Genomic DNA, 21,156 nt, shown 5'->3' on the forward strand with positions numbered 1-21,156 from the left:
ATAATAAATAACTAAAATTAAATAAAGATTATTTAGTTAAAAACTAAAGGAGTATATTTGGCTGTGCACCGATAGCGGGCGTGGACCTAAAATTCTTTGGCTTACTATATAAATTGAGTATAAGTAAAATTAAATTTTTTAGTTTTACTTATACTCTTTAATTTAGCTCATACTATATGTATTGATTAAAATGGTAATCTACTCAATGTTTAATCATAGATAACCATATTACCTGCAAAGATAAAAGATGCATGGACAGCTCATGCTAGCTTCTTAGAGGCAATTATGGCAGAAACAAAATTATTAGTATAAAATCTATTTTCTGATATCTGATAAACTTTATTTCCAAGTTAATTAGTAAAATTACCCCAATTTAGTGCCCAAGTCTAGTAATTATATTAAAAAACTCATAAATTAAGATGTAGGAAATTGTCGAAAAATTTTACAGTATAAATATTGCAAAAATTATAGAAAAAATAAAATATATATGTTATACTTAGTCAGCAACTGGTCATACCATATCACCACTAAAAAGCTAATATATTATTTAGATATCTTAAGGTAGAAAGTGATAAATACTTGGGATTAAACAAAATATTAAAATTTTATGTATTATGTGTAATCGTTTTTGAAATTGTAGCCTTCTTTAAGGATTGGATATCTGGATACTAGTATTATAATTATAGCAGGAAAGTTAAATGGATATTTTAGTATGTATAAAGCAAGTACCAGAAACTTCAATGGAGTCTTTATGTAAACTAAAACCTTCATTTAAGAAAGATGGAACAGTTAGAGCAGAATTAGGAATTAAGCCAATGGCTAAAATAGTTTCTTATGGATTAAAAGGACTAGCTCCAAAGATAATGGGATATGGACCATTATGGGTGATTAAATTAGCTTTTTACTGGTTCATCAGTGGCAGGAGAAAACATAGTTTTGCCAACTACAAGAATAAATAATTTGTTAATCATATTGTTTAGGTAAATAATGTAAAAATTGAATTAGGAGGAAAAAGAGATGTTATTTTTAAAATTTTTAATGGCCATATTACCAATTATTTGGCTGATATTCGCATTGAGCGGATTGAAAATGAAAGGCTATAAAGCCTGTCTTATTGCACTTATTCTTACATTAGTTTTAGCTGTAGGTTTTTGGAAATTGAATGTAGTTTATGCTGCGTCAGCAGTATTGGAAGGAGTACTCAACGCCTTGTGGCCAATTTGTATAGTTATTATTGCAGCTTTGTTTGCGTATAATTTGACTTTACGTACAGGTGCAATGGAAATCATAAAAAAAATGTTGGCTGGAGTTTCTATTGATAAAAGGATTTTAGCATTAATTATTGGATGGGGATTTGGTAATTTCATGGAAGGAATGGCGGGATTTGGTACAGCAGTTGCTATTCCAGCATCTATGCTTGCTGGTGTTGGATTAAATCCATTTTCAGCAGTTCTAGCATGTTTGGTTGTTAATAGTACACCAACTGCATTTGGATCAGTGGGAATACCTTTGGTAACACTTTCATCAATAACAGGAGTAACAGCCCAATCATTGGCAGCAAATACAGTAATAATTGAAGCAATTCTTTGTTTTATTAGTCCATTTATTATGGTATGCATTGTTGGTGGTGGAATAAAGGCATTAAGAGGAGTATTTCTTATTACATTAGTTTCTGCAGCATCATTTGTACTACCTTGGTTTGTTACAGCAACACTAGTTGGAGCAGAATTGCCAAATATAGTAGGTTCTATTTGTTGTATGATATGTACAATTATTGCAGCAAAAATCTTTGATAAAAAACCTGAAGATGAGTATTGCATTGAATCACAGGATGTAAAAGAAGAAACAGCTATATCATTAGCACCGGATGTAAAAGAAGAAACAACTTTAACATTGGGTAAAGCATTACAAGCATGGTGTCCATTTATTTTAATATTCGTAATGTTACTGTCTGCATCATCTTTATGTCCGCCAGTTAATCATTTGATTGCAGGAATCAAAAGCGTAGTTGTTGTATATGCTGGTGAAGGCGGAAATAAATTGACTTTTAGTTGGATTAATACACCGGGTGTTATTATTTTTGCCGCTGCAATTATTGGTGGTTTTATTCAAGGTGCAAAAATATCAACGATGTTAGATGTATTGTTTGCTACATTAAAAGAAAACTGGCAAACAATTGTTACAATTTGTGCGGTTATGTCAGTAGCAAAGCTAATGGGTTATAGTGGAATGATTTCAGATGTTGCAACGTTTTTAGTTGCAGTTACAGGAGCAGCATATCCGTTAATTTCCCCAGCAATTGGATCTATTGGAGGATTTGTTACAGGTTCAGGTACATCAACAAATGTTTTATTCGGAGGATTACAAGCACAAACAGCAAAAAACCTTGGATTTTCTCCAGCATGGATGGGAGCAGCAAATGTTCTTGGAGCAGGTATCGGAAAGATGATTTGTCCTCAAAGTATTGCAATTGGTGCAAGTGCAATTAATCAATCCGGTTCAGAAAGTAAAATTTTAGGGAAAATGTTTAAATATTATATATGCTATGCAGTTATCGGTGGCATCATATGTTTTTTAGGAACATTATTATATAAATAAGAAAAATTAGATAGTTAAAAACTAAAGGAGTATATTTGGCTGTGCACCCATAGCGGGCGTGGACCTAAAATTCTTTAGCTTACTATATAAATTGAGTATAAGTAAAATTAAATTTTTTAGTTTTACTTATACTCTTTAATTTAGATCATACTATATGTATTGATTAAAATGGTAATCTACTTAATGTGTAACCATGAATAACCATATATACCTGTTATTCATAGTTATGTGTTATTTATATATACATAAGGTTAGACTACGTCTAATATTTTTTATAAATAGAACATAAAAACCAAATGACTTTTAGAATACCGTATTATTCAAATGGATTTTACGGTATTTTTGTGTCGTATTAAAAAAAACATATTAAAAAAACAATCATATATATATATGTTAATATTTATACTGTATCAAATTCTTTTTAGTTTTTATGTTATATTATGAGATTAAAGGAAGTCTCCTATTTGACGAGTGATTATGACTAAATTATAATTGAATATCATGGTAGTATGTATATTGCCTATGTTATAATATTATGGAAACTATAAAATCTTTTTTATTATATAATTTAAAAATTCTAATTCATTGTGTCTCATAAAACATTATAGGGTCAGACCTATGTAGCAGTAATGGTTTATAAACCACAATGTATGAATTTTATTGAATTATATATATTAACCTTGTAAAAAAATATCTGAGATTTAGGGAGGAATAAAGATGGAAAGAAACATTAGTAATGTAAAAAGAAAAAATAGTAATATAGCAACTTGGATATTATTAATTTTTTCTATAGTTTTTTTTATATCTTATCCATTCCATGACAGCTTTGCAGGTGGACTAATATCTAGCTTATGTTGTGCTGCCATGATAGGTGGATTAGCGGATTGGTTTGCTGTGGAAGCACTTTTTAGAAAACCATTAAATAGCAATATATTAGCTAAGCTATTCAGAACAGAAATAATACCTAAAAATAGAGAGCGCATATTCCAAGCATTGGTGGACATGGTGGAAAAGGAACTTTTAACTAAGGAAAGCATTATGAGTAAGCTACAATATATTAATCCATTAGAAACTATAATGCAATTATCAAAATCTGATAAAAAGCAAGACATGTTGATTATATTAGATAATATTTTTAAAGAAATGCTTAGTAATTTAACCAAACATGATCTAGAAAGCATTGGGGATTTTGGAGATGGAGTTTTGAAATCTAATCTAAAATCAATGGAGCTTTCAAATGTTATTTCACAAAGCTTAGAATGGATGTGGAACAACGGATATAAGGAAAAAATTACAGATGTAGTAGTTGATAAAATAGAGGAATTATCTCAAAGTTATGAGACAAAAATGCTTCTTCAAGATGCTGTACTTCAAATATTAGAAATTAATAGAGCAAACTTTTTAGTTATGCTTTTACAATTTGTTATAAAAGGAAACTTAGAAAACATTGCAAAAGTTCTTCAAGAAAAATTAGTAAGTTTTGTAGCACAAATGAAAAAGTCACAAAGTAGTGAGAGAGAAAGAATACAATCAATTATAAGAAAACAGATGAGTAGATTAAATGAAGATGAAGAATTAAAGAGTAGAATAGAAAAGTGGAAAAATGAAAAGCTAGAAAGTAAGCAATACATATTTAATGAATTTGGTATAGTAATAACTAAATATGTTTCTAAATTGAAGTCAGAGCCTTCTAAAACTTTAGAGATTACAGAAACTCTATTACATAAATTAGAAAAGCAACTAGAAGATTTGATGAATAATGAAGAAAAACAACTAGAACTTAATAATATTATAAAAAGTTTACTTCAAAAAATAGTTGAAAGAAATCATCATAAAATAGGTTTAATAGTTAAAGAAAAGCTAGATCAGGTATCAGGTGAGGATCTTTCCAATATGATAGAATCTATTATAGGAAATGATTTGCAGTTAATTAGAATAAATGGTTCTTTAGTTGGTGGACTTGTTGGAATAATAACTTACATGCTTACATTTTGGATAGTTTAGGAGAGGTGAACATGAATTATAAACGTAAAGCTAATATAGCACTTGTCATTTCATTTATTTTCTTTTGTATTTGCATAATATTAAGATATTTTTATAGAGAAATATATATATTTAAGCTAATGCTATTTGTATCAGAAGCCTCTTTAGTAGGGGGGATAGCAGATTGGTTTGCAGTTACGGCACTTTTTACAAAACCATTGGGGTTTCCTTTTCATACTGCAATAATCCCAAGAAACAGAAAATCTATTATAAACTCAACAGTAAATCTAGTTGAAACAGATTTATTAAGCAAAGAAACATTAAAAAATCAAATGCATAACCTATCAGTAGTGGAACATATTATTAAGTATGTGGATGATGATGAAACTATAAAATCAAAATATATAAATAAGCTTACTAAAATGGTTATGAATTATATATATGAAAAAGATTTAAAAGAGGTTGTAGTTTACATAGAGAATATTATAAAAGAAGAAGGAAAGAACATAAATTTATCAAATAAGTTTAAGGATTTTATAGAAAATAATTTTAGATATGAAAATAGAGTAAAATGGGCACAAAATTTTCTAAACAAACTTTCTGAAGAAGAAGGAAATGAAAAAATACTTGCCTTTTCTCAAAAAATCTTTACTGCTAGTGAAGAAGGCTCAAGTTTTTCATTAAGAAGCTTACTTAATAAATTAAACGTATTAGTCGCAGAAGATTTATCAGCTATAATAAAAAGCCAGCTTCAAAATATACTTACAGACCTTATGAAGGAAGACAGCTTACTTTCACAGGTATGTGCAAATAATATAATTAAAAGCATAGAGGGAGTGGAACTTTCACTAGCTTCAATTGAAGAATGGAAGCTTAATCTATTGGAAAAAACAGATTTTAAACCAATTATAGAAGCACAACTTCCACTATTAATAAAAGAAACAACTATAAGTGATATTGTGGAGAAACTTTGGGATTACTTTAAAGAAAACATCACTATTAAAAATACCATAGATAAAGTCATCAAGGAAATAATATATAATCTTTTAGAGGAAAAACATAATGTAGTAGGAAATATTGCAAGAGATACCTTAAACAACTTTACAGATGAGAAGCTAAACGAATTTATAGAGGAAAAAGCAGGAGAAGACTTGCAATGGATAAGAATAAATGGATCGGTACTTGGAGGGTGCATAGGCTTAGTGTTATTTGTATTTTTAAGTTTAATTTTTTAATCTTATGTTATACAAATGGTTAGAGGATTATTATTCTAGAAAATTTGTTAAACTCGTAACATTTTAAACATTATATTCAGCGGTTTGGATTAGGAAAAATTTTAAATTTTCAAACATGGACTCCAAAGATAAGAGGTAAATATGACACAAAGAGATATGACCTTAAAGAAGAGAAAAAAAGAGCGAATAAAAATAAATGATCTAAATGGGTTTAAGGATGCACTAAAAAGAGAAGGATATAACATAAATGAATTTGATGAAGAAAAAATTACAAAGACTTTTGAAATAGATAATAGTGTAACAGATAGGTTATACACATGTATTAAGGATACTGGGATTACTTATAGAGTAAATGATATTAGGGATTTTGTGGATTATATAGAAAAAATGATATTATTTGAAAATGAACATAACAAACTATGTAAAAAAATAAGTGAAGTAAAAAGACTAAATATAGATAGAATTGAATATGAGCGAGAGCCGAAATCTCAAGATAATGTTGAACATATCATAAATGCCGTAGAAGAAATAAAAAGCGATATATCTAGAATAATAAGTGAAGAAGAGAAGGTAAGATTGGATCATTTAGAAAAAGAATTAGATAAGGATTATCTTTATGCAAAGGATATTGAACTACTGAAAAAAATGCTTCTTATTAGAAAAGAAGGAGTAAAAGAAACGTATAATGCTAAAACTAAAATTAAAACAATATCTATAGAAATACCTAAAAAAATAAATTATGAATATATTAAAGCAAAGAAGGGCACTGTAGAGTACCATGAATATTTAAGCAATAACATACCAAGAATGCAGCGTTTAATAAAGAATATGAATAAATATATGAAAGTTGATGAAAAAGAAAAAACAACATTTAAAATAGACCAAAGTAAAGCGCTACAGGATACTATAAATATAGCAGTAGCAATATATGATAATAAGGAGTTTAAAGCAATAAGTGGTAGTAATAATATAACAAATTACTGCGCTGCACCACCACAAGATGTAGCAATTTTTAAAAGTAGTAAAGTTAATAAATTAGGTAAATTAGGAATAGGATATGACAGAATTAACGATAGTGAAAAAAAGATACTTGAAGAAATACATAAACAAATAGAAGCAAAAGTATTGAAGAATGAAGGAAATCTTATTTTGTATAGTAAATGGGAACCATGTCCAAGCTGCTATTTTGTAATTAGTCAGTTTTGTAAAAAGCATCCCAATATAAAAGTACAGGTGAAATATAGTAAAAAATATGGTGAATAATAGTACATTGTCTAGCTAATTTTACTGATATGGTGGCTTTAATTGCTATATTGTAGTAATTAAATAAATATTTAATGAAGACGTTGACTGATGATTATAAAGGTGGTAGAATTACTCTAATGATATAGTATGTAACTGATAAGCAGGCATTAACTATACATAGATATTTGAGGATGTTTATGTTAGTTGATGCTTTTTTTGCGCGCAAAGCATGAGTAACTACTCCTCAATATACACAAAATAATTATAAAAAAGGAGAAAAGTTATGAAAGACAAAATTTTTGGTGTTTTACAACGTGTAGGAAGATCATTTATGCTTCCAATTGCTATTTTACCAGTGGCAGGATTATTTTTAGGATTCGGTGGTTCATTTACTAATGCAACAATGCTTGAAACGTATGGACTTACTAGTTTAATGGGACCTGGTACATTTGTCTATTCAATTCTTTCTGTAATGAATGCTGCAGGAAGTGTAGTATTTGGAAATTTACCATTAATATTTGCAATGGGTGTTGCAATAGGTATGTCAAAGAAAGAAAAAGAAGTTGCAGCACTAGCCGCAGCAATTGCATTCTTTATTATGCATGCATCAATAGGTGCTATGATTAATATTAACGGTGGAACTGATGCTCTTCTTAGTGGTGCAGCAACTTCAGTACTTGGTATTACATCATTACAAATGGGTGTTTTTGGTGGTATTATTGTAGGTCTTGGTGTAGCAGCGCTACATAATAAGTTCTATAAAATTGAATTACCACAGGTATTATCATTCTTTGGTGGAACTAGATTTGTTCCAATTGTAAGTGCAATAACATATTTAATTGTTGGAATTTTAATGTTTTATATTTGGCCTCCAGTTCAAGCTGGTATTTATAAAGTTGGAGAGATAGTACTTGCATCAGGTTATGCAGGAACATGGGTTTATGGTTTAATGGAACGTTTATTAATACCTTTTGGTCTTCATCATGTATTTTACTTACCATTCTGGCAAACAGCAGTTGGTGGTACAGCTACAGTGGGTGGAAAAGTTATCGAAGGTGCTCAAAACATTTTCTTTGCAGAACTTGCAACTCCAGGAATAACACATTTTAGTGTCTCAGCAACAAGATTTATGTCAGGTAAATTCCCTCTTATGATATTCGGTTTACCAGGAGCAGCACTTGCAATGTACAGATGTGCTAAACCAGAAAAGAGAGAAGTTGCAGGAGGATTACTATTATCAGCAGCATTAACTTCAATGCTTACAGGTATTACAGAACCAATTGAATTTACATTTTTATTTGTTGCACCATTATTATATGGAATTCATTGTGTATTTGCTGGACTCGCTTATATGTTGATGCATATGTTAAACGTTGGAGTAGGTATGACTTTCTCAGGTGGGTTTATTGATTTATTCCTATTTGGTATTTTACAAGGAAATGCGAAGACAAGTTGGATTTGGGTTGTAGTTGTAGGAATTGTGTATTTTATAGTATACTATTTATTATTCTCTTTCTTAATTAAGAAATTAGATTTAAAGACTCCGGGGCGTGAAGATACTGATGAAGTTAGACTTTATAGTAGAAGTGATGTAGAAGCAAAGAAAAATGCTAATGGTGGAGACGTAGATGAACTTTCAGTTATGATATCTCAAGGTCTTGGTGGTAAGAAAAATATTTCAGATGTTGACTGCTGCGCAACTAGATTACGTTGTACAGTACATAAATCAGAATTAGTAAATGATTCTTTATTAAAGCAAACTGGAGCATCAGGATTAGTTCATAAAGGTGTGGGTGTTCAAATTATATATGGACCAAGAGTAACTGTTATAAAATCTAACTTAGAAGATTACTTAGTTACAGCACTGGATGAAGAAGTTTCTATGGATACAGTAGAAAAAAAAGTAACTGAAAAAGCATCTGAAAAAGAAATTCAAGAAAAAGTTATTAATACAATAATTTTAAATAGCCCATTAACAGGTGTTGCTAAGGATTTATCAGAAGCACCAGATGAAGCATTTGCAAATAAGATGATGGGAGATGGAGCTATGGTTATTCCAACTGATGGAAATGTTGTAGCTCCAGCAGATGGAGAAATAACTTTTGTATTTCCATCACAACATGCAGTAGGATTAACAACAACTGATGGAATTGAATTACTTATTCATATAGGTATAGATACAGTAAAGCTTGATGGAAAAGGCTTTGAAACTTTCGTAAGAGATGGAGATAAGGTAAAGAAGGGTGATAAACTATTAAGCTTTGACTTAGAATTCATAAAAGATAATGCACCATCTATTGCATCACCATGTATTTGCACATCATTAAGCAGTAAACAAAAAGTACGTTTATTAAAAACAGGTGAGATAAAAGCTGACGAAGCCTTAATAGCAATTGATGTATTTGAATAATATTTAAAGAGGAGGCATAAAATGTTCAGAGTTATAAAGGCATTAAATCATAATGGTGTACTCGCGATAGATATGGATACGCAGAAAGAATATATATTATTAGGAAAAGGTATAGGTTTTGGGAAAAAGGTGAATGAACGTATGGAAGCACCAAAAAATACCCATATATATCTACTGCAACAGGAAACTGACAGAGGTTCAACTAAAGATATAATAAACAATATAGAACCAGAAATCTTAGAAGTTGCCAGTGCCATCATTATGGAAGCTGAAAAGAAATTTAAAAAAGTTGATGAGAACATTTTATGCCCTCTTGCAGATCATATTGCATTTGCAGTAAAAAGAATAAGAAATAATGAAAATGTAAGTAATCCCTTAACAGCAGACATCAGAGCTTTATTTCTAGAAGAATATGAGGTGGCATGCAAGGGGAAAGATATTATAAAAGAAGTAGTAGGCGTTGAGATAAATGAAGATGAGATTGGTTATATAGCACTTCATATTCATTCAAGTCTCGGAAATGAAAAAATATCACAGGCAATGGAGACTGCAATGCTAGTTAGAGATTGTATTACATCCATTGAACAAAACATTGGAAAAACAATTGATATTGAATCATTATCCTATAATCGTCTTATGAGCCATATTAAATATATGACAGCAAGAACATTAAAGGGTGAATCAATAAAGCTTGATATGAATGATTACATTAGGAAAAGATTCCTAAAGTCATTTGAAATTGCTGAAAATATATGCAGAAAATTAGGTAGTGAATTAAATAAAGAAATTAAAGACGTAGAAATTGGCTATCTTGCAATGCATATTGAAAGAATATTTTCCGATGAATTAAAGGAATAGAAAATAAAATATATTAATTAAATAAAAACATATAATTTTTTCTAAATTGGTGGATTTCAAAAATCATGTTTCACCTCCATCATGAAATCCACGAAAATTTTCAGATTGAATTTTCGTGGGTTATTTTAATTGAATGAATAAAACTTGTGAAAAATTTAATAAATTTATAATAATTAACTTTTAGAGATTGATGATATGAAATTTCAGATAATATTAAATATAGAAATAATTGAAGTTAAGTATTAATTTGATATATTCAAAGATAAACACATAGTCAGATAGTGTTAGAAAGGGGTAATTATTTTAGTTCAGAGTGTATAAATAAGCATAATATTCTAATTATTATGGCAATAAAATATCTAGATACACCTGAAAGTTTGATTAATATAATATTTCTAATATTTCTATTGTATATTTTTCTTTTGGAGCATTAACTTCAACTATATCGTGAACCTTTTTGCCTAATAATGCTTTTCCTAAATCTGATTCTATACTTATACGCATATTTTCAGGATCTAAATCCATAGTAGTTACTAATGTTACAATAACTTCATCTTCATCCTCTATAAATTTAACTCTAGCTTTACTATTAATTCCTAGTATTGATTTATCTATATTTTTATCATCTATTACAGTTGCTGTTGAAATCATAGTTAATAAATATTGAATTCTATTATCATTTTCTCTATAGTTTGCACAAGCTTCTTTATATTCTGCATTTTCTGACCTATCACCATGTGCAGCAGCTACTAATTTTTCCCTTGCTATTTCGGCTCTTTTTACTGTCAGCCTATAATCTAATTCATTTCTTAAATTTTTAATATTTTCTTCTGTTAGTTTATTATTCATAAAACCTAAACCTCCCATGAAATATAATATATAATATTATATTAATATAATATATTATATATTATATAGAAAAAAATAAAAGATGTTTTACTTAGCAACTTTTATTCTTTTAAAGTTAGAAAGTTGTTATAAATTGTGATTTATATAATAATTAGATATAATAAAGCCAAAATATTATTACAGTTATATAAGGGATATTCCTATATCAATTTTATATTAATCAAATTTACGTCTAAGGTATAACTTATTGCTATTATATTTGCATGTAAAAATATTTAAGTTATATGTTATAATTATTGAATATTAATTTTACAAAGCAGACAATTATTTTATAAAAGTATGAGGCATATTGAAAAACAATAAGCTGGTATGCATGCTTAAGAGGAGAATTATATGAAAAATTCAGAATCATTAAAAAGAGATTTAGATAGAATTGATGGGAAAAGTTATAGGTTATATAAGGATTTAGAGGGAGAATATGATTTTGGAAATTATACTCTTAGTATAGATTATGTTCAAGGTGATCCGTTTGCATCACCATCAAGAATTAGAGTAATAGTAAATCAGAATATTGCTAAGTTTCCAAAGGAACTTTTTGATAATAAAAACAAAAATATTGCAGTGGCAGATTATTTAACAAGAGAATTTTATTTTAATATAAATAAGTGCAACGAAAGAGTTTTTGGTTCTGGAAAGAGTGGACTAATATCTATAAGTAAATGTCCACAGGAGATATTAAAGAGAACTTCAATAATTATAGATGAGGATAAAATAGAAGCAAGATTTTATGTGGGATTTCCAGCAAGAGGAAGAAGTGTTTTATCAAGAGAATTAGAGAAAATTTTATATAATGTTATACCCAATATTGTAGAGAAAACTTTAATATATAAAAATATTAATAGTGAAAAATTAATAAGTAGAGTAAAGCTTGTAGAAGATCAAGAACATATAAGAATGGAATTACATAATAGAGGACTGATTGCATTTGTAGCTAATGGATCAATATTGCCTAGAGAAAGTGGAATATCTACAAAAGCATTAAGAAATGGTAAGGTATTTGTTTCACCAAAGGAATTAGAAGTAGAGTTTAGTACTAAAAGTAAAGGTATAATTAAAGGTATGGGCATTAAAAAAGGTATAACTCTTATAGTAGGTGGAGGATATCATGGTAAATCTACATTATTAAAAGCTTTAGAGCTTGGAGTTTATAATCATATTGAAGGTGATGGTAGAGAATTTGTTATAGCAGATGAATCAGCTCTAAAGATAAGATCAGAAGATAGTAGATGTATAATTAAAACAGATATATCGTTATTTATAAATAATTTACCTAATGGGAAAGATACTGTGGAATTTTATACAGAAAATGCAAGTGGCAGCACTTCACAAGCGGCTAATATAATAGAGGGAATAGAAAGCAACTCTAAGGTATTTTTAATAGATGAAGATACTTCAGCTACTAATTTTATGATGAGAGATGACTTGATGCAAAAATTAGTTTCTAAGGAAAAAGAACCAATTACACCATTTATTGAAATAATAAGACCTTTATATGAACAAAAGGATATTTCAACAATAATAGTAGTAGGAAGCTGCGGAGATTTTTTTGATGTAGCAGATTGTGTAATACAAATGGATAATTATGATACTAAGGATGTCACAAAAGAAGCTAAAGAGCTAAGTAAAGGTCATATTATAAAAAGAATTAATGATAAAAATCTAAAAATAGATATTGCATTTAATAAAGTAGTTAAAGCAGGAACTATTCAAGCTGGAGAAAAGGGAATTAAAATAAAAACAATAGGTTTAGATACAATAAATATAAACAAAGAAGGCATAAATTTAAGGTCTGTGGAACAAATAGTTGATAACGAGCAACTGAATGCTATAGGCTCTATTATGAAATGGGCAGAGTCTAATATTATGAATAAGAGTTTAAGTTTTGAAAATATGGTTGATAATATAATTGGTGAAATAAATAAAAATGGATTAATATCTATGGAAAGAGTAAAAGGTGGAAGTGGAAGTCTAGCAATGCCTAGAAAGCAAGAAATTATGGCTACATATAATAGATATAGGCATCTAAAACTTTAGTGAGGAATAGGAGAAACTTATGGATGAGATTACATATAAATATATAGATTATAAAAGTGAAAAGTTCAAACAAGTAATTGATTTAAGATATAATATACTTTTTAAACCATATAGTAAGATTGAGAAATATGAGTACGATGAATTAGATGATATAAGTTTACACTTAGTAGCATTAGATAAAGAAAAGGTTGTAGGATATTCAAGAATGACTAATGTTAATGATCAAGGGAAAATTACTAATGTAGTTGTTAGTACAGAATATATAAATAGACGAATTGGATTTGAGATGATGAAAAACCATATTATTAAAGCTAAAAAACATAATATGAGTGGTTTATATTTAAATTCCAGATTAGAAACTATTGAGTTTTATAAAAAAGTTGGATTTGAATGTCAGGATAAAATTAATATATCTAAAAGAAGTGGATTATCATTACAAAAGATGTATATAAAAATATGATAATCAAATAAGGCATAATCAAAAAAATAACAAGTCAGTATGCTAGTTTATTTTGCATCTTTGACTTGTTATTTTCTTTTATAAGCAATCTTATCCTATGTTACGTCTCCAAATAAACAGTGTAGTTATTTGTTGTTTTTTAGTAATTATTTATGTATAATTACTAAAAGTTAATTGTGCAAAAGTTACAAATAAATGTAGACAAATGATATAATATATAATAATAAAGGAATAATACATTTCATCGATAATGAAAATAAAGAATTTAATAAAAATTTTAGAATAGTCATCTATTCTAAAATTTTCATTAAAGTTAAAGTAAGGGGTAGATATTATGAGTAATAATATATTATTAGAATCGGGTACTGGAGAATTAGAAGTAATTGAGTTTATTGTCAATGGTAATCATTATGCAATTAATGTAGTAAAGGTTAAAGAAGTAATACAAATGCCACAAAGTGGACTGACTAAATTACCAGATCCTAAGCCGGAAATAGCTGGACTTATACTGTGCAGAGATGAAATTATTACTTTAGTTGATTTAAAATATATTGTAACGAAGCAAACAACTAAAGATCTTGGTTCTAAAATTATAATTTGTGAATTTAATAAAATTAAAGTTTCTTTTAGTATTGATGATGTAGTAGGGGTTCATCGTATTAAATGGAGTGAAATAAGAAAACCTAACGATTTATCAGAAAATTCACTAGCTGTTGGAAATATACTTTTAGATGGTAAGTTAATAATTATGATTGATTTTGAAAAGATAGTTACAGATATTTGTCCTAGTTCTGGAATAAGTGAGGACAGGCTTATAGAAGTAAGTTATAAAGATAGGTCAGATGTAAAATTAGTTTTAGCTGATGATTCTGCCTTAATTAGGAGACTTTTAAAAGATACTCTTACAAAAGCTGGTTTTAAAAACTTAAGAATTTTTGATGACGGTAAACAGGCATTAGATTTTTTTAAAGGATTAGTAAAAGAAAAGGGAGAGAATTTTAATAAATATGCACAAATACTTATTACTGATATAGAAATGCCTCAAATGGATGGACTCACACTTACAAGAAAAATAAAAGAAGATGTAGTTTTAAAGAAGCTACCTGTAGTAATATTCTCATCACTAATTACAGAGGAATTAAGACATAAGGGAGAATCGGTTAAAGTTGATGCACAGTTAAGTAAGCCTGAAATAACTGAACTCGTTGATACTATAGACAAGCTATTAAATATATAAAGTTATATTAAAACAGAGCTAATAATGAAAAGCATATATATTGAGGGGATAGATAAAAAATTCTATGCCCTTTTTATTTCAAATCCTTTTCTCAAGAGGCTCTTTGGCTAGGGTATTAACATTAATAAGATTAAACATTCTTAGGAATTTGGAGTATTAGAATGAATAGAAATAATAAAGTGAAACTTTTTAGAGAAATGGAAATAGTGATTGATTTGTAAATGGGAGATATTGTATAATATAAAAGTGTAAAACCAAAGAATATGGTTTTATATAATTAAGAAATTTTCTATTTTCAGATATGACTTTAAAGGGGGAATATATAATAACTGATATTTGGATGATAAAGGATTGAGTATAAAATAATTTCTTAATGTTATGTAATAAAAATTATATGTTATTAATTTTAATTAGGGGGTTTTTATGGAGGTAGAAAAAAATAGGTCAAATAAAATTATGAAAGTTAGTATAATTTCTTTTTGCGCGTTACTTAGTATATATTTTATTTTTTTCATTAATACTATGAGTGTTTCTGCTAAAACTGTGAAAGAGAAGAAAATAACACCTGAAGTCTATACATTGACATTACAAGAAAAAGGAGGAGTTAAAGAACTCATTAATGGGGCTGATATTGGGTTGAAATATAGTTCAGAAACTCCTAAAGTAATAACTTATGATGACGAATTATTAAAAGCATGCATAAGTAAATTATCTTGTCTTGATAGTAATAAGATATTTAAATCTCAAAATGCTAGCTTTATATATCAAGATAATGGTTATTTAATTTCAAGAGAAGTCTATGGGAATGAAATAAATAAGACTATTTTATATGAATATGTGGTTAAAGCAATTCAGAATGGAGATACAGAACTAAATCTGGAAGCGATAAATTGTTATGAAAGTCCTAAATTTGTTACAAGCTCTTCAGAAGTTGCTTATGCTAAGGAGAATCTTAATAAATATGTATCTGCAAAAATAACATATACTTTTGCAGGACTCACACAATATTTAGACGGTTCTGTAATAAAGAATTGGATTGGAGTTGACGGAAACTTTCAAGTTACAATTGATGAGGCAAAGGTAAGAGCTTATGTGGATACCTTGGCAAGTAAGTATAGTTCATCATTAGGAACCGACATAAAAGTTAGTGGTGGTTATGATGGTAATAATCATAGTTGGATAATTGATAGTTCAGAAGAAACAAAAGCATTAATTGAGAATATAAAAAATGGACAAACTATAACAAAGAGCCCAATATATGCTCAAACATCAGCAGCTAGCTATTTTAGTAATGTGGGAGATACCTATGTGGAAATTGATATGGATAAGCAACATTTATGGTATTATAAAGATGGATATCTTGTTGTAGAGGGAGATGTTGTTACAGGTAATGTAAGTGATGGGTGTTCAACACCAGCAGGCATTTATCATCTAAGAAGTAAAGAAAAAGATAGTGTATTAAGAGGCCCAGGTTATGAGTGTCCTGTTAGTTTTTGGATGCCATTTGTTAATCAAATTGGACTTCATGATGCAAGCTGGAGAGCAGAGTTTGGTGGAGAAATCTACAAGACAGATGGTTCTCATGGATGTGTAAATGCACCATATTATGTGGCGAAGGCAGTATATGATAATATTAATCCAGGAGATGCTATTATTTGCCATTATTAGTGATTTTAGAAAGAATAATTTCAGCTCTAATATAGTTGAAATCATGTACACTTAAGAAACCTGCAAATCCTTAGAAAATGAGGAATTGCAGGTTTATTTTTGTGAAAATTTTAATTGTACAGAAATAAAAATAAAATTATATGCAATTTTGGGAATTTAATAAAGGATTATATGAGTAAATGTAGAAAGATACATTATAAGAAAAATAGTAACTAAATATTGATTATCATAAAGGAGATGGGTTTTATGTTAAAAACAATTCTTTTTGTTGATGATGAATCGCAAATACTAAGATCTATTACAAGACTTTTTATGGATACAGAATATGAAATAATTACAGCAGAAAGCGGGGAAGAGGCTTTGAACATTCTTGAAAACGAGAAGGTAGATGTAATTGTTAGTAAGATGAAAATGCCTAATATGAGTGGTTATGAGTTACTTAGTGAAGTGAAAAAAAGATTTCCACATATAATTCGTATAGTTCTGAGTGGATTTTCTGATGAAAGAATTATATTTGATGCATTACAAAAGAATATAGCAAAAATATATATTTTGAAGCCATGGGAGAATAATGTTCTTATTGATACTATAGATAACGTGCTTGAGATAGAAAATGTACTAAACAATAATAAGAATGTTCTTAAACTTATAAACAACGCAGAAGAATTACATACTATTAAGACATCTTACCAGAAGATTATAAATGTAATAGAAAATAATGAAGACATATATAAAATAGTTGAAGTAATAGAATATGATAACTCCATAGTTACTAAACTCCTTCATATTGTGAATTCGTCATATTACGGGATAAAAACAGGCTCAATTAAAAGAGCAGTAGCGTATCTTGGAATAGATAATATTAAAAATATAGTAACTACATCAGCATTTATAGATTGTTTATCCTTTAATTCTAAGTATAACAAAAAATTAGAAGAATTGTGGGAACATGCATTTATTTCTAATAGAATTATCAGCATAATATATAATGAATTTTTGAATAAGAAGATTCCAGAAACTGAAATGAATGCAGGATTATTGAGTAATGTAGGAATTATTTTTATGATACATTTTTTTCATGATAAATATATGGAAATATTTGAGGAAGTTGAAATTCAACATACTAGTATAATTGAGCTTGAAAATAAGGATTTTGGAACAAATCACCAGGAAATAGGTGGATACCTTCTACAGTGGTGGGATATTCCTTTTTCGATTGTTGAAGCAGCGCTTTATCACCACAATCCTTTTGATAAACATATTATTAATCAACAAGTTGTATGTGCGGCACATATTGCAGAAAAATATTCTTGGGATATGCTTAAGAGAAATTATATTATAGAATTTGATGAAAAGGTTTTTAGTGTGTTAAAAATAGATAAGGAGAAGTTTGAAAAGAGGCTTAAGGAAACTTTGGAATTAAGTGGATTTGTTAATGTATAATATAATTTTAGCTTATAAGCTAGATGAAAAATTGATTAAATATAAAATTTCTATGCTCACTTAAAATAGTAAATTGTATCAGTACAATTTACTATTTTTGTTTTTTGTGATATTTTATTTATATTAGATATTTGGAATAGGGTCTTTTTCAGATACAGTAAGCAATAATAAAGGAAGGACATTTTACGATGAATGATAAATTTGTTTATGCTCCAGGGCCAACGAGTGTAAGAGAAAATGTAAGATTAGAAAGAGCTAAAGCAACTACTAATCCAGACGTTGATGTAGAATTTGTAGAATTTTATAAGAATACTTGTGATAAGATCGGTAATATAATAAATACAAAGAATCCAGTTTATATATTAAGTGGAGAAGGAATTTTAGGGCTTGAAGCTGCATGCACATCTCTTACTGAACCTGGAGATAGAGTGCTTGTTTTAGATAATGGTATTTATGGAAGAGGTTTTAAAGACTTTGTTGAAATGTATGGAGGAGAAGGTGTATTTTTTTCAGATGATTACAACAAAGCTATAGATGTAAACAAATTAAGTAAATTTTTAGAAAAGGATCATAACTTTAAGTATGCGACAATAGTTCATTGTGATACGCCAACAGGAGTTTTAAATGATTTATCTAAAATATGCCCAATGCTAAATGAGTATGGGATTTTAAGTGTTGTTGATTCTGTTTCTGCAATGGGTGGAGAAGAAATAAGAGTCGATGATTGGAATGTTGATATAGCTTTAGGTGGATCTCAAAAAGCATTTTCAGCTCCAACAGGATTAACTATGGTTAGCATTAGTGAATTAGCTAAAGATAAAATGAAAAACAGAAAAACTCCTGTAATGGGATTTTATTGTAATCTTAATATTTGGGAAAATTACTACCGAGACAAGTGGTTTCCATACACAATGCCAATAAGTGATATTATGGGATTAAGTAAGGCTTGTGACAATATTTTAGAAGAAGGTATTCAAAATGTACTTAATAGACATGAAAAAATAGCAAGTGCAACAAAGAAGGCTGTAACAGAATATGGGCTTCAGTTATTTTTAGAAGGGGGATATTCTAATACTGTAACAGCAGTTAAGATACCAGAAAATATAGGAGCATTAAATCTTAAAAATCATATGTTAAGTCAATATAATACTTTAATCATAACTTCATTGGAACCATATGAAGATACTATTCTTAGAATAGGACATATGGGCGAAAATGCTAGAATAGAAAAAATAGTTTATGCATTAAATACAATAGATAAAGGACTAAAAGATTTAGGCTTTAAAAGTGATAAGGAATTAATTGCATTATTTAATAAATATTTAGGAAATTAAACATAAAAAATATATAAAGGTGGATAAAATTATGGAATTAAATAAAGAAAAAAATAAATTTACAACAAAAGATATGGTGGAAACAGGATTATTAACAGCATTAGTATTTGTGGCAACCTCATTTATTAATATTAGGTTACCAATAGCAGCTAGTGGTGGATTAGTTCATTTGGGAACTGCAATGTTAGTTATAGCATCTGTAGTTTTTGGGAAAGAAAAAGGTGCTATAGCAGGTGCTGTAGGAATGACAATATTTGATTTATCGTCAGGATGGGCACTTTGGGCACCATTTACTTTTGTAATAAGAGGTATTATGGGATATGTTTTAGGGGCTATTTCATATAGTAATAATAAGAATGGCGATAATATCATTATTAATATTATTGCTGTGATTTTATCGGGTGCATGGATGATCGCTGGATATTATCTTACAGAAGTAATTCTATATGGGAATTGGTTTTCACCAGTTGCATCAATTCCAGGTGATATAACACAAATTATTATGGCGTTAATGATAGGTATACCTATAGCTAAAATTCTTAAAAAATATGTAAAGTACATTTAGAGTATAGAAGATAAAAAGGGATGTTTTAAAGTAGTTTAAAAGCTATTTTAAAACATCCTTTTAGGCATATGAAACAAAATATACACATTAAGAAGGAGCCGCTATGCTACATATAAGAACATTTCATCGCATCATGATCTTGTTAATTTCTTTCATATGTCTTAAAGGAGTAATTAATAAGATGAGAGATATAGAAAAAGTTATAGAAATGACAGTTTCTGAATTGGCAACTCAAAGTAATATCAGTGAAGCTAATAATTAAATTTTACAAATACCATATGGGAAACTCAACTTGCATTTACATATACTCTAACTAAAGAAGATGTAGTCATAGTAATATCAAATTCAGATTCTTCAAAAAATCTTGTAACATTACTAGAGATTGCAAATGAAAGACAGGCTACCACGATTTCTATAACAAATCATGAAAATTCTCCAGTGGCTAATAAAAGCAAGTATCATATAAATATAGCTACAAGAGAAAAATTATTCTTAGATGAATTTAGCTTTTCAAGGGTATCAGGTAAGTTTGCAATAAGAAGATAAAGAATAGATTTAATATGAAAAGTAGTCCACATTTATATAAGTAAATCGATTATAAATGTGAATTATTTTAAATAATAGAAGAAATAATACGTATAACTAATCCTAGCGTGTCAATAGCAAAATAGTGTAGAATTTTAGATGAATAAGAAGAAAAGTAGATATAAAATGCATATATCATATATAATGAAAAATATATGATGTAGATATTAATGTTAAGATAAAAGACGTCGCAAAGAGATGGAAACAACTTAAAAGAATTTGATAAAAACCTTTTGGAAAAAAGTTTAAAGGATTTAAAAAAAAGTTGTTGACAAGATTCAAACTAAGTGATATACTAAATAAGTCGCTTGAGGGTGACAGCAAAAAACAAAAAGTTACAACGAAAGTTGTAGAAAGAAAATGGTCTTTGAAAATTGAACAGAATATATAAGTACATTTAAGTAAACCAGCAATTTTTATTTGAGTAAGCTAAGATTAAACTTTTTATTGAGAGTTTGATCCTGGCTCAGGACGAACGCTGGCGGCGTGCTTAACACATGCAAGTCGAGCGATGAAGCTCCTTCGGGAGCGGATTAGCGGCGGACGGGTGAGTAACACGTGGGTAACCTGCCTCATAGAGGGGAATAGCCTT

Annotated in this window: 15 protein-coding genes, 1 rRNA gene and 2 pseudogenes; 17 read left to right on the forward strand and 1 reads right to left on the reverse strand. The window is 28.6% G+C overall.

Annotated features, from left to right (window positions below):
• Positions 1-734: 734 nt before the first annotated feature.
• From LLF98_RS14490 to LLF98_RS14520, 7 genes and pseudogenes are all read left to right on the forward strand, one after another.
• A pseudogene (locus LLF98_RS14490) lies at positions 735-884 on the forward strand (acetyl-CoA C-acyltransferase); the annotation flags it as partial.
• A gap of 133 nt (positions 885-1,017) precedes the next feature.
• Positions 1,018-2,598, forward strand: a complete 1,581-nt coding sequence (locus tag LLF98_RS14495; protein WP_291704829.1) for a lactate permease LctP family transporter — start codon at positions 1,018-1,020, stop codon at positions 2,596-2,598.
• Between the two features lie 717 nt (positions 2,599-3,315).
• On the forward strand, positions 3,316-4,602 hold the full coding sequence (locus LLF98_RS14500; protein ID WP_291704831.1) for a DUF445 domain-containing protein: 1,287 nt from the start codon (positions 3,316-3,318) through the stop codon (positions 4,600-4,602).
• A gap of 11 nt (positions 4,603-4,613) precedes the next feature.
• Positions 4,614-5,816, forward strand: a complete 1,203-nt coding sequence (locus LLF98_RS14505; protein WP_291704833.1) for a DUF445 domain-containing protein — start codon at positions 4,614-4,616, stop codon at positions 5,814-5,816.
• A 141-nt stretch (positions 5,817-5,957) separates the two neighbouring features.
• Positions 5,958-7,079 (forward strand): deaminase domain-containing protein, encoded by a 1,122-nt coding sequence (locus LLF98_RS14510; protein WP_291704835.1) that lies wholly within the window; start codon positions 5,958-5,960, stop codon positions 7,077-7,079.
• Positions 7,080-7,344: 265 nt separating this feature from the next.
• Positions 7,345-9,471, forward strand: a complete 2,127-nt coding sequence (locus LLF98_RS14515; protein WP_291704837.1) for a PTS transporter subunit IIABC — start codon at positions 7,345-7,347, stop codon at positions 9,469-9,471.
• A gap of 21 nt (positions 9,472-9,492) precedes the next feature.
• Positions 9,493-10,329 carry a PRD domain-containing protein gene (locus tag LLF98_RS14520; RefSeq protein ID WP_291704839.1) on the forward strand — a complete coding sequence of 279 codons (837 nt, stop codon included), beginning with the start codon at positions 9,493-9,495 and terminating at the stop codon, positions 10,327-10,329.
• A 381-nt stretch (positions 10,330-10,710) separates the two neighbouring features.
• Here the strand turns inward: LLF98_RS14520 and LLF98_RS14525 are convergent, their stop codons facing one another.
• Positions 10,711-11,178 (reverse strand): GreA/GreB family elongation factor, encoded by a 468-nt coding sequence (locus tag LLF98_RS14525; protein WP_291704841.1) that lies wholly within the window; start codon positions 11,176-11,178, stop codon positions 10,711-10,713.
• A gap of 393 nt (positions 11,179-11,571) precedes the next feature.
• Here LLF98_RS14525 and LLF98_RS14530 point away from each other — a divergent pair, with 393 nt between their 5' ends.
• The 10 genes and pseudogenes from LLF98_RS14530 to LLF98_RS14575 all read left to right on the forward strand — a co-directional run.
• Positions 11,572-13,272: an ABC-ATPase domain-containing protein gene (locus LLF98_RS14530; RefSeq protein WP_291704843.1), complete on the forward strand. Its 1,701-nt coding sequence runs from the start codon at positions 11,572-11,574 to the stop codon at positions 13,270-13,272.
• Positions 13,273-13,291: 19 nt separating this feature from the next.
• On the forward strand, positions 13,292-13,732 hold the full coding sequence (locus LLF98_RS14535) for a GNAT family N-acetyltransferase (RefSeq protein WP_291704846.1): 441 nt from the start codon (positions 13,292-13,294) through the stop codon (positions 13,730-13,732).
• Positions 13,733-14,066: 334 nt separating this feature from the next.
• Positions 14,067-14,969, forward strand: a complete 903-nt coding sequence (locus LLF98_RS14540; RefSeq protein WP_291704848.1) for a chemotaxis protein — start codon at positions 14,067-14,069, stop codon at positions 14,967-14,969.
• 423 nt (positions 14,970-15,392) lie between these two features.
• Positions 15,393-16,637 carry a L,D-transpeptidase family protein gene (locus tag LLF98_RS14545; protein WP_291704850.1) on the forward strand — a complete coding sequence of 415 codons (1,245 nt, stop codon included), beginning with the start codon at positions 15,393-15,395 and terminating at the stop codon, positions 16,635-16,637.
• A 246-nt stretch (positions 16,638-16,883) separates the two neighbouring features.
• Positions 16,884-18,080 carry an HDOD domain-containing protein gene (locus LLF98_RS14550; RefSeq protein ID WP_291704852.1) on the forward strand — a complete coding sequence of 399 codons (1,197 nt, stop codon included), beginning with the start codon at positions 16,884-16,886 and terminating at the stop codon, positions 18,078-18,080.
• Between the two features lie 188 nt (positions 18,081-18,268).
• Positions 18,269-19,414 (forward strand): alanine--glyoxylate aminotransferase family protein, encoded by a 1,146-nt coding sequence (locus LLF98_RS14555; RefSeq protein ID WP_291704854.1) that lies wholly within the window; start codon positions 18,269-18,271, stop codon positions 19,412-19,414.
• Positions 19,415-19,445: 31 nt separating this feature from the next.
• Positions 19,446-19,979: an ECF transporter S component gene (locus tag LLF98_RS14560; RefSeq protein ID WP_291704856.1), complete on the forward strand. Its 534-nt coding sequence runs from the start codon at positions 19,446-19,448 to the stop codon at positions 19,977-19,979.
• Positions 19,980-20,082: 103 nt separating this feature from the next.
• On the forward strand, positions 20,083-20,241 hold the full coding sequence (locus tag LLF98_RS14565; RefSeq protein WP_291704859.1) for a hypothetical protein: 159 nt from the start codon (positions 20,083-20,085) through the stop codon (positions 20,239-20,241).
• Between the two features lie 5 nt (positions 20,242-20,246).
• Positions 20,247-20,501 (forward strand): annotated as a pseudogene (locus LLF98_RS14570) (SIS domain-containing protein); the annotation flags it as partial.
• A 506-nt stretch (positions 20,502-21,007) separates the two neighbouring features.
• Positions 21,008-21,156: ribosomal RNA gene (locus LLF98_RS14575) — 16S ribosomal RNA — on the forward strand; the annotation flags it as partial.

It is taken from the genome of Clostridium sp. (genome assembly GCF_021372645.1).
GTDB lineage: Bacteria > Bacillota > Clostridia > Clostridiales > Clostridiaceae > Clostridium.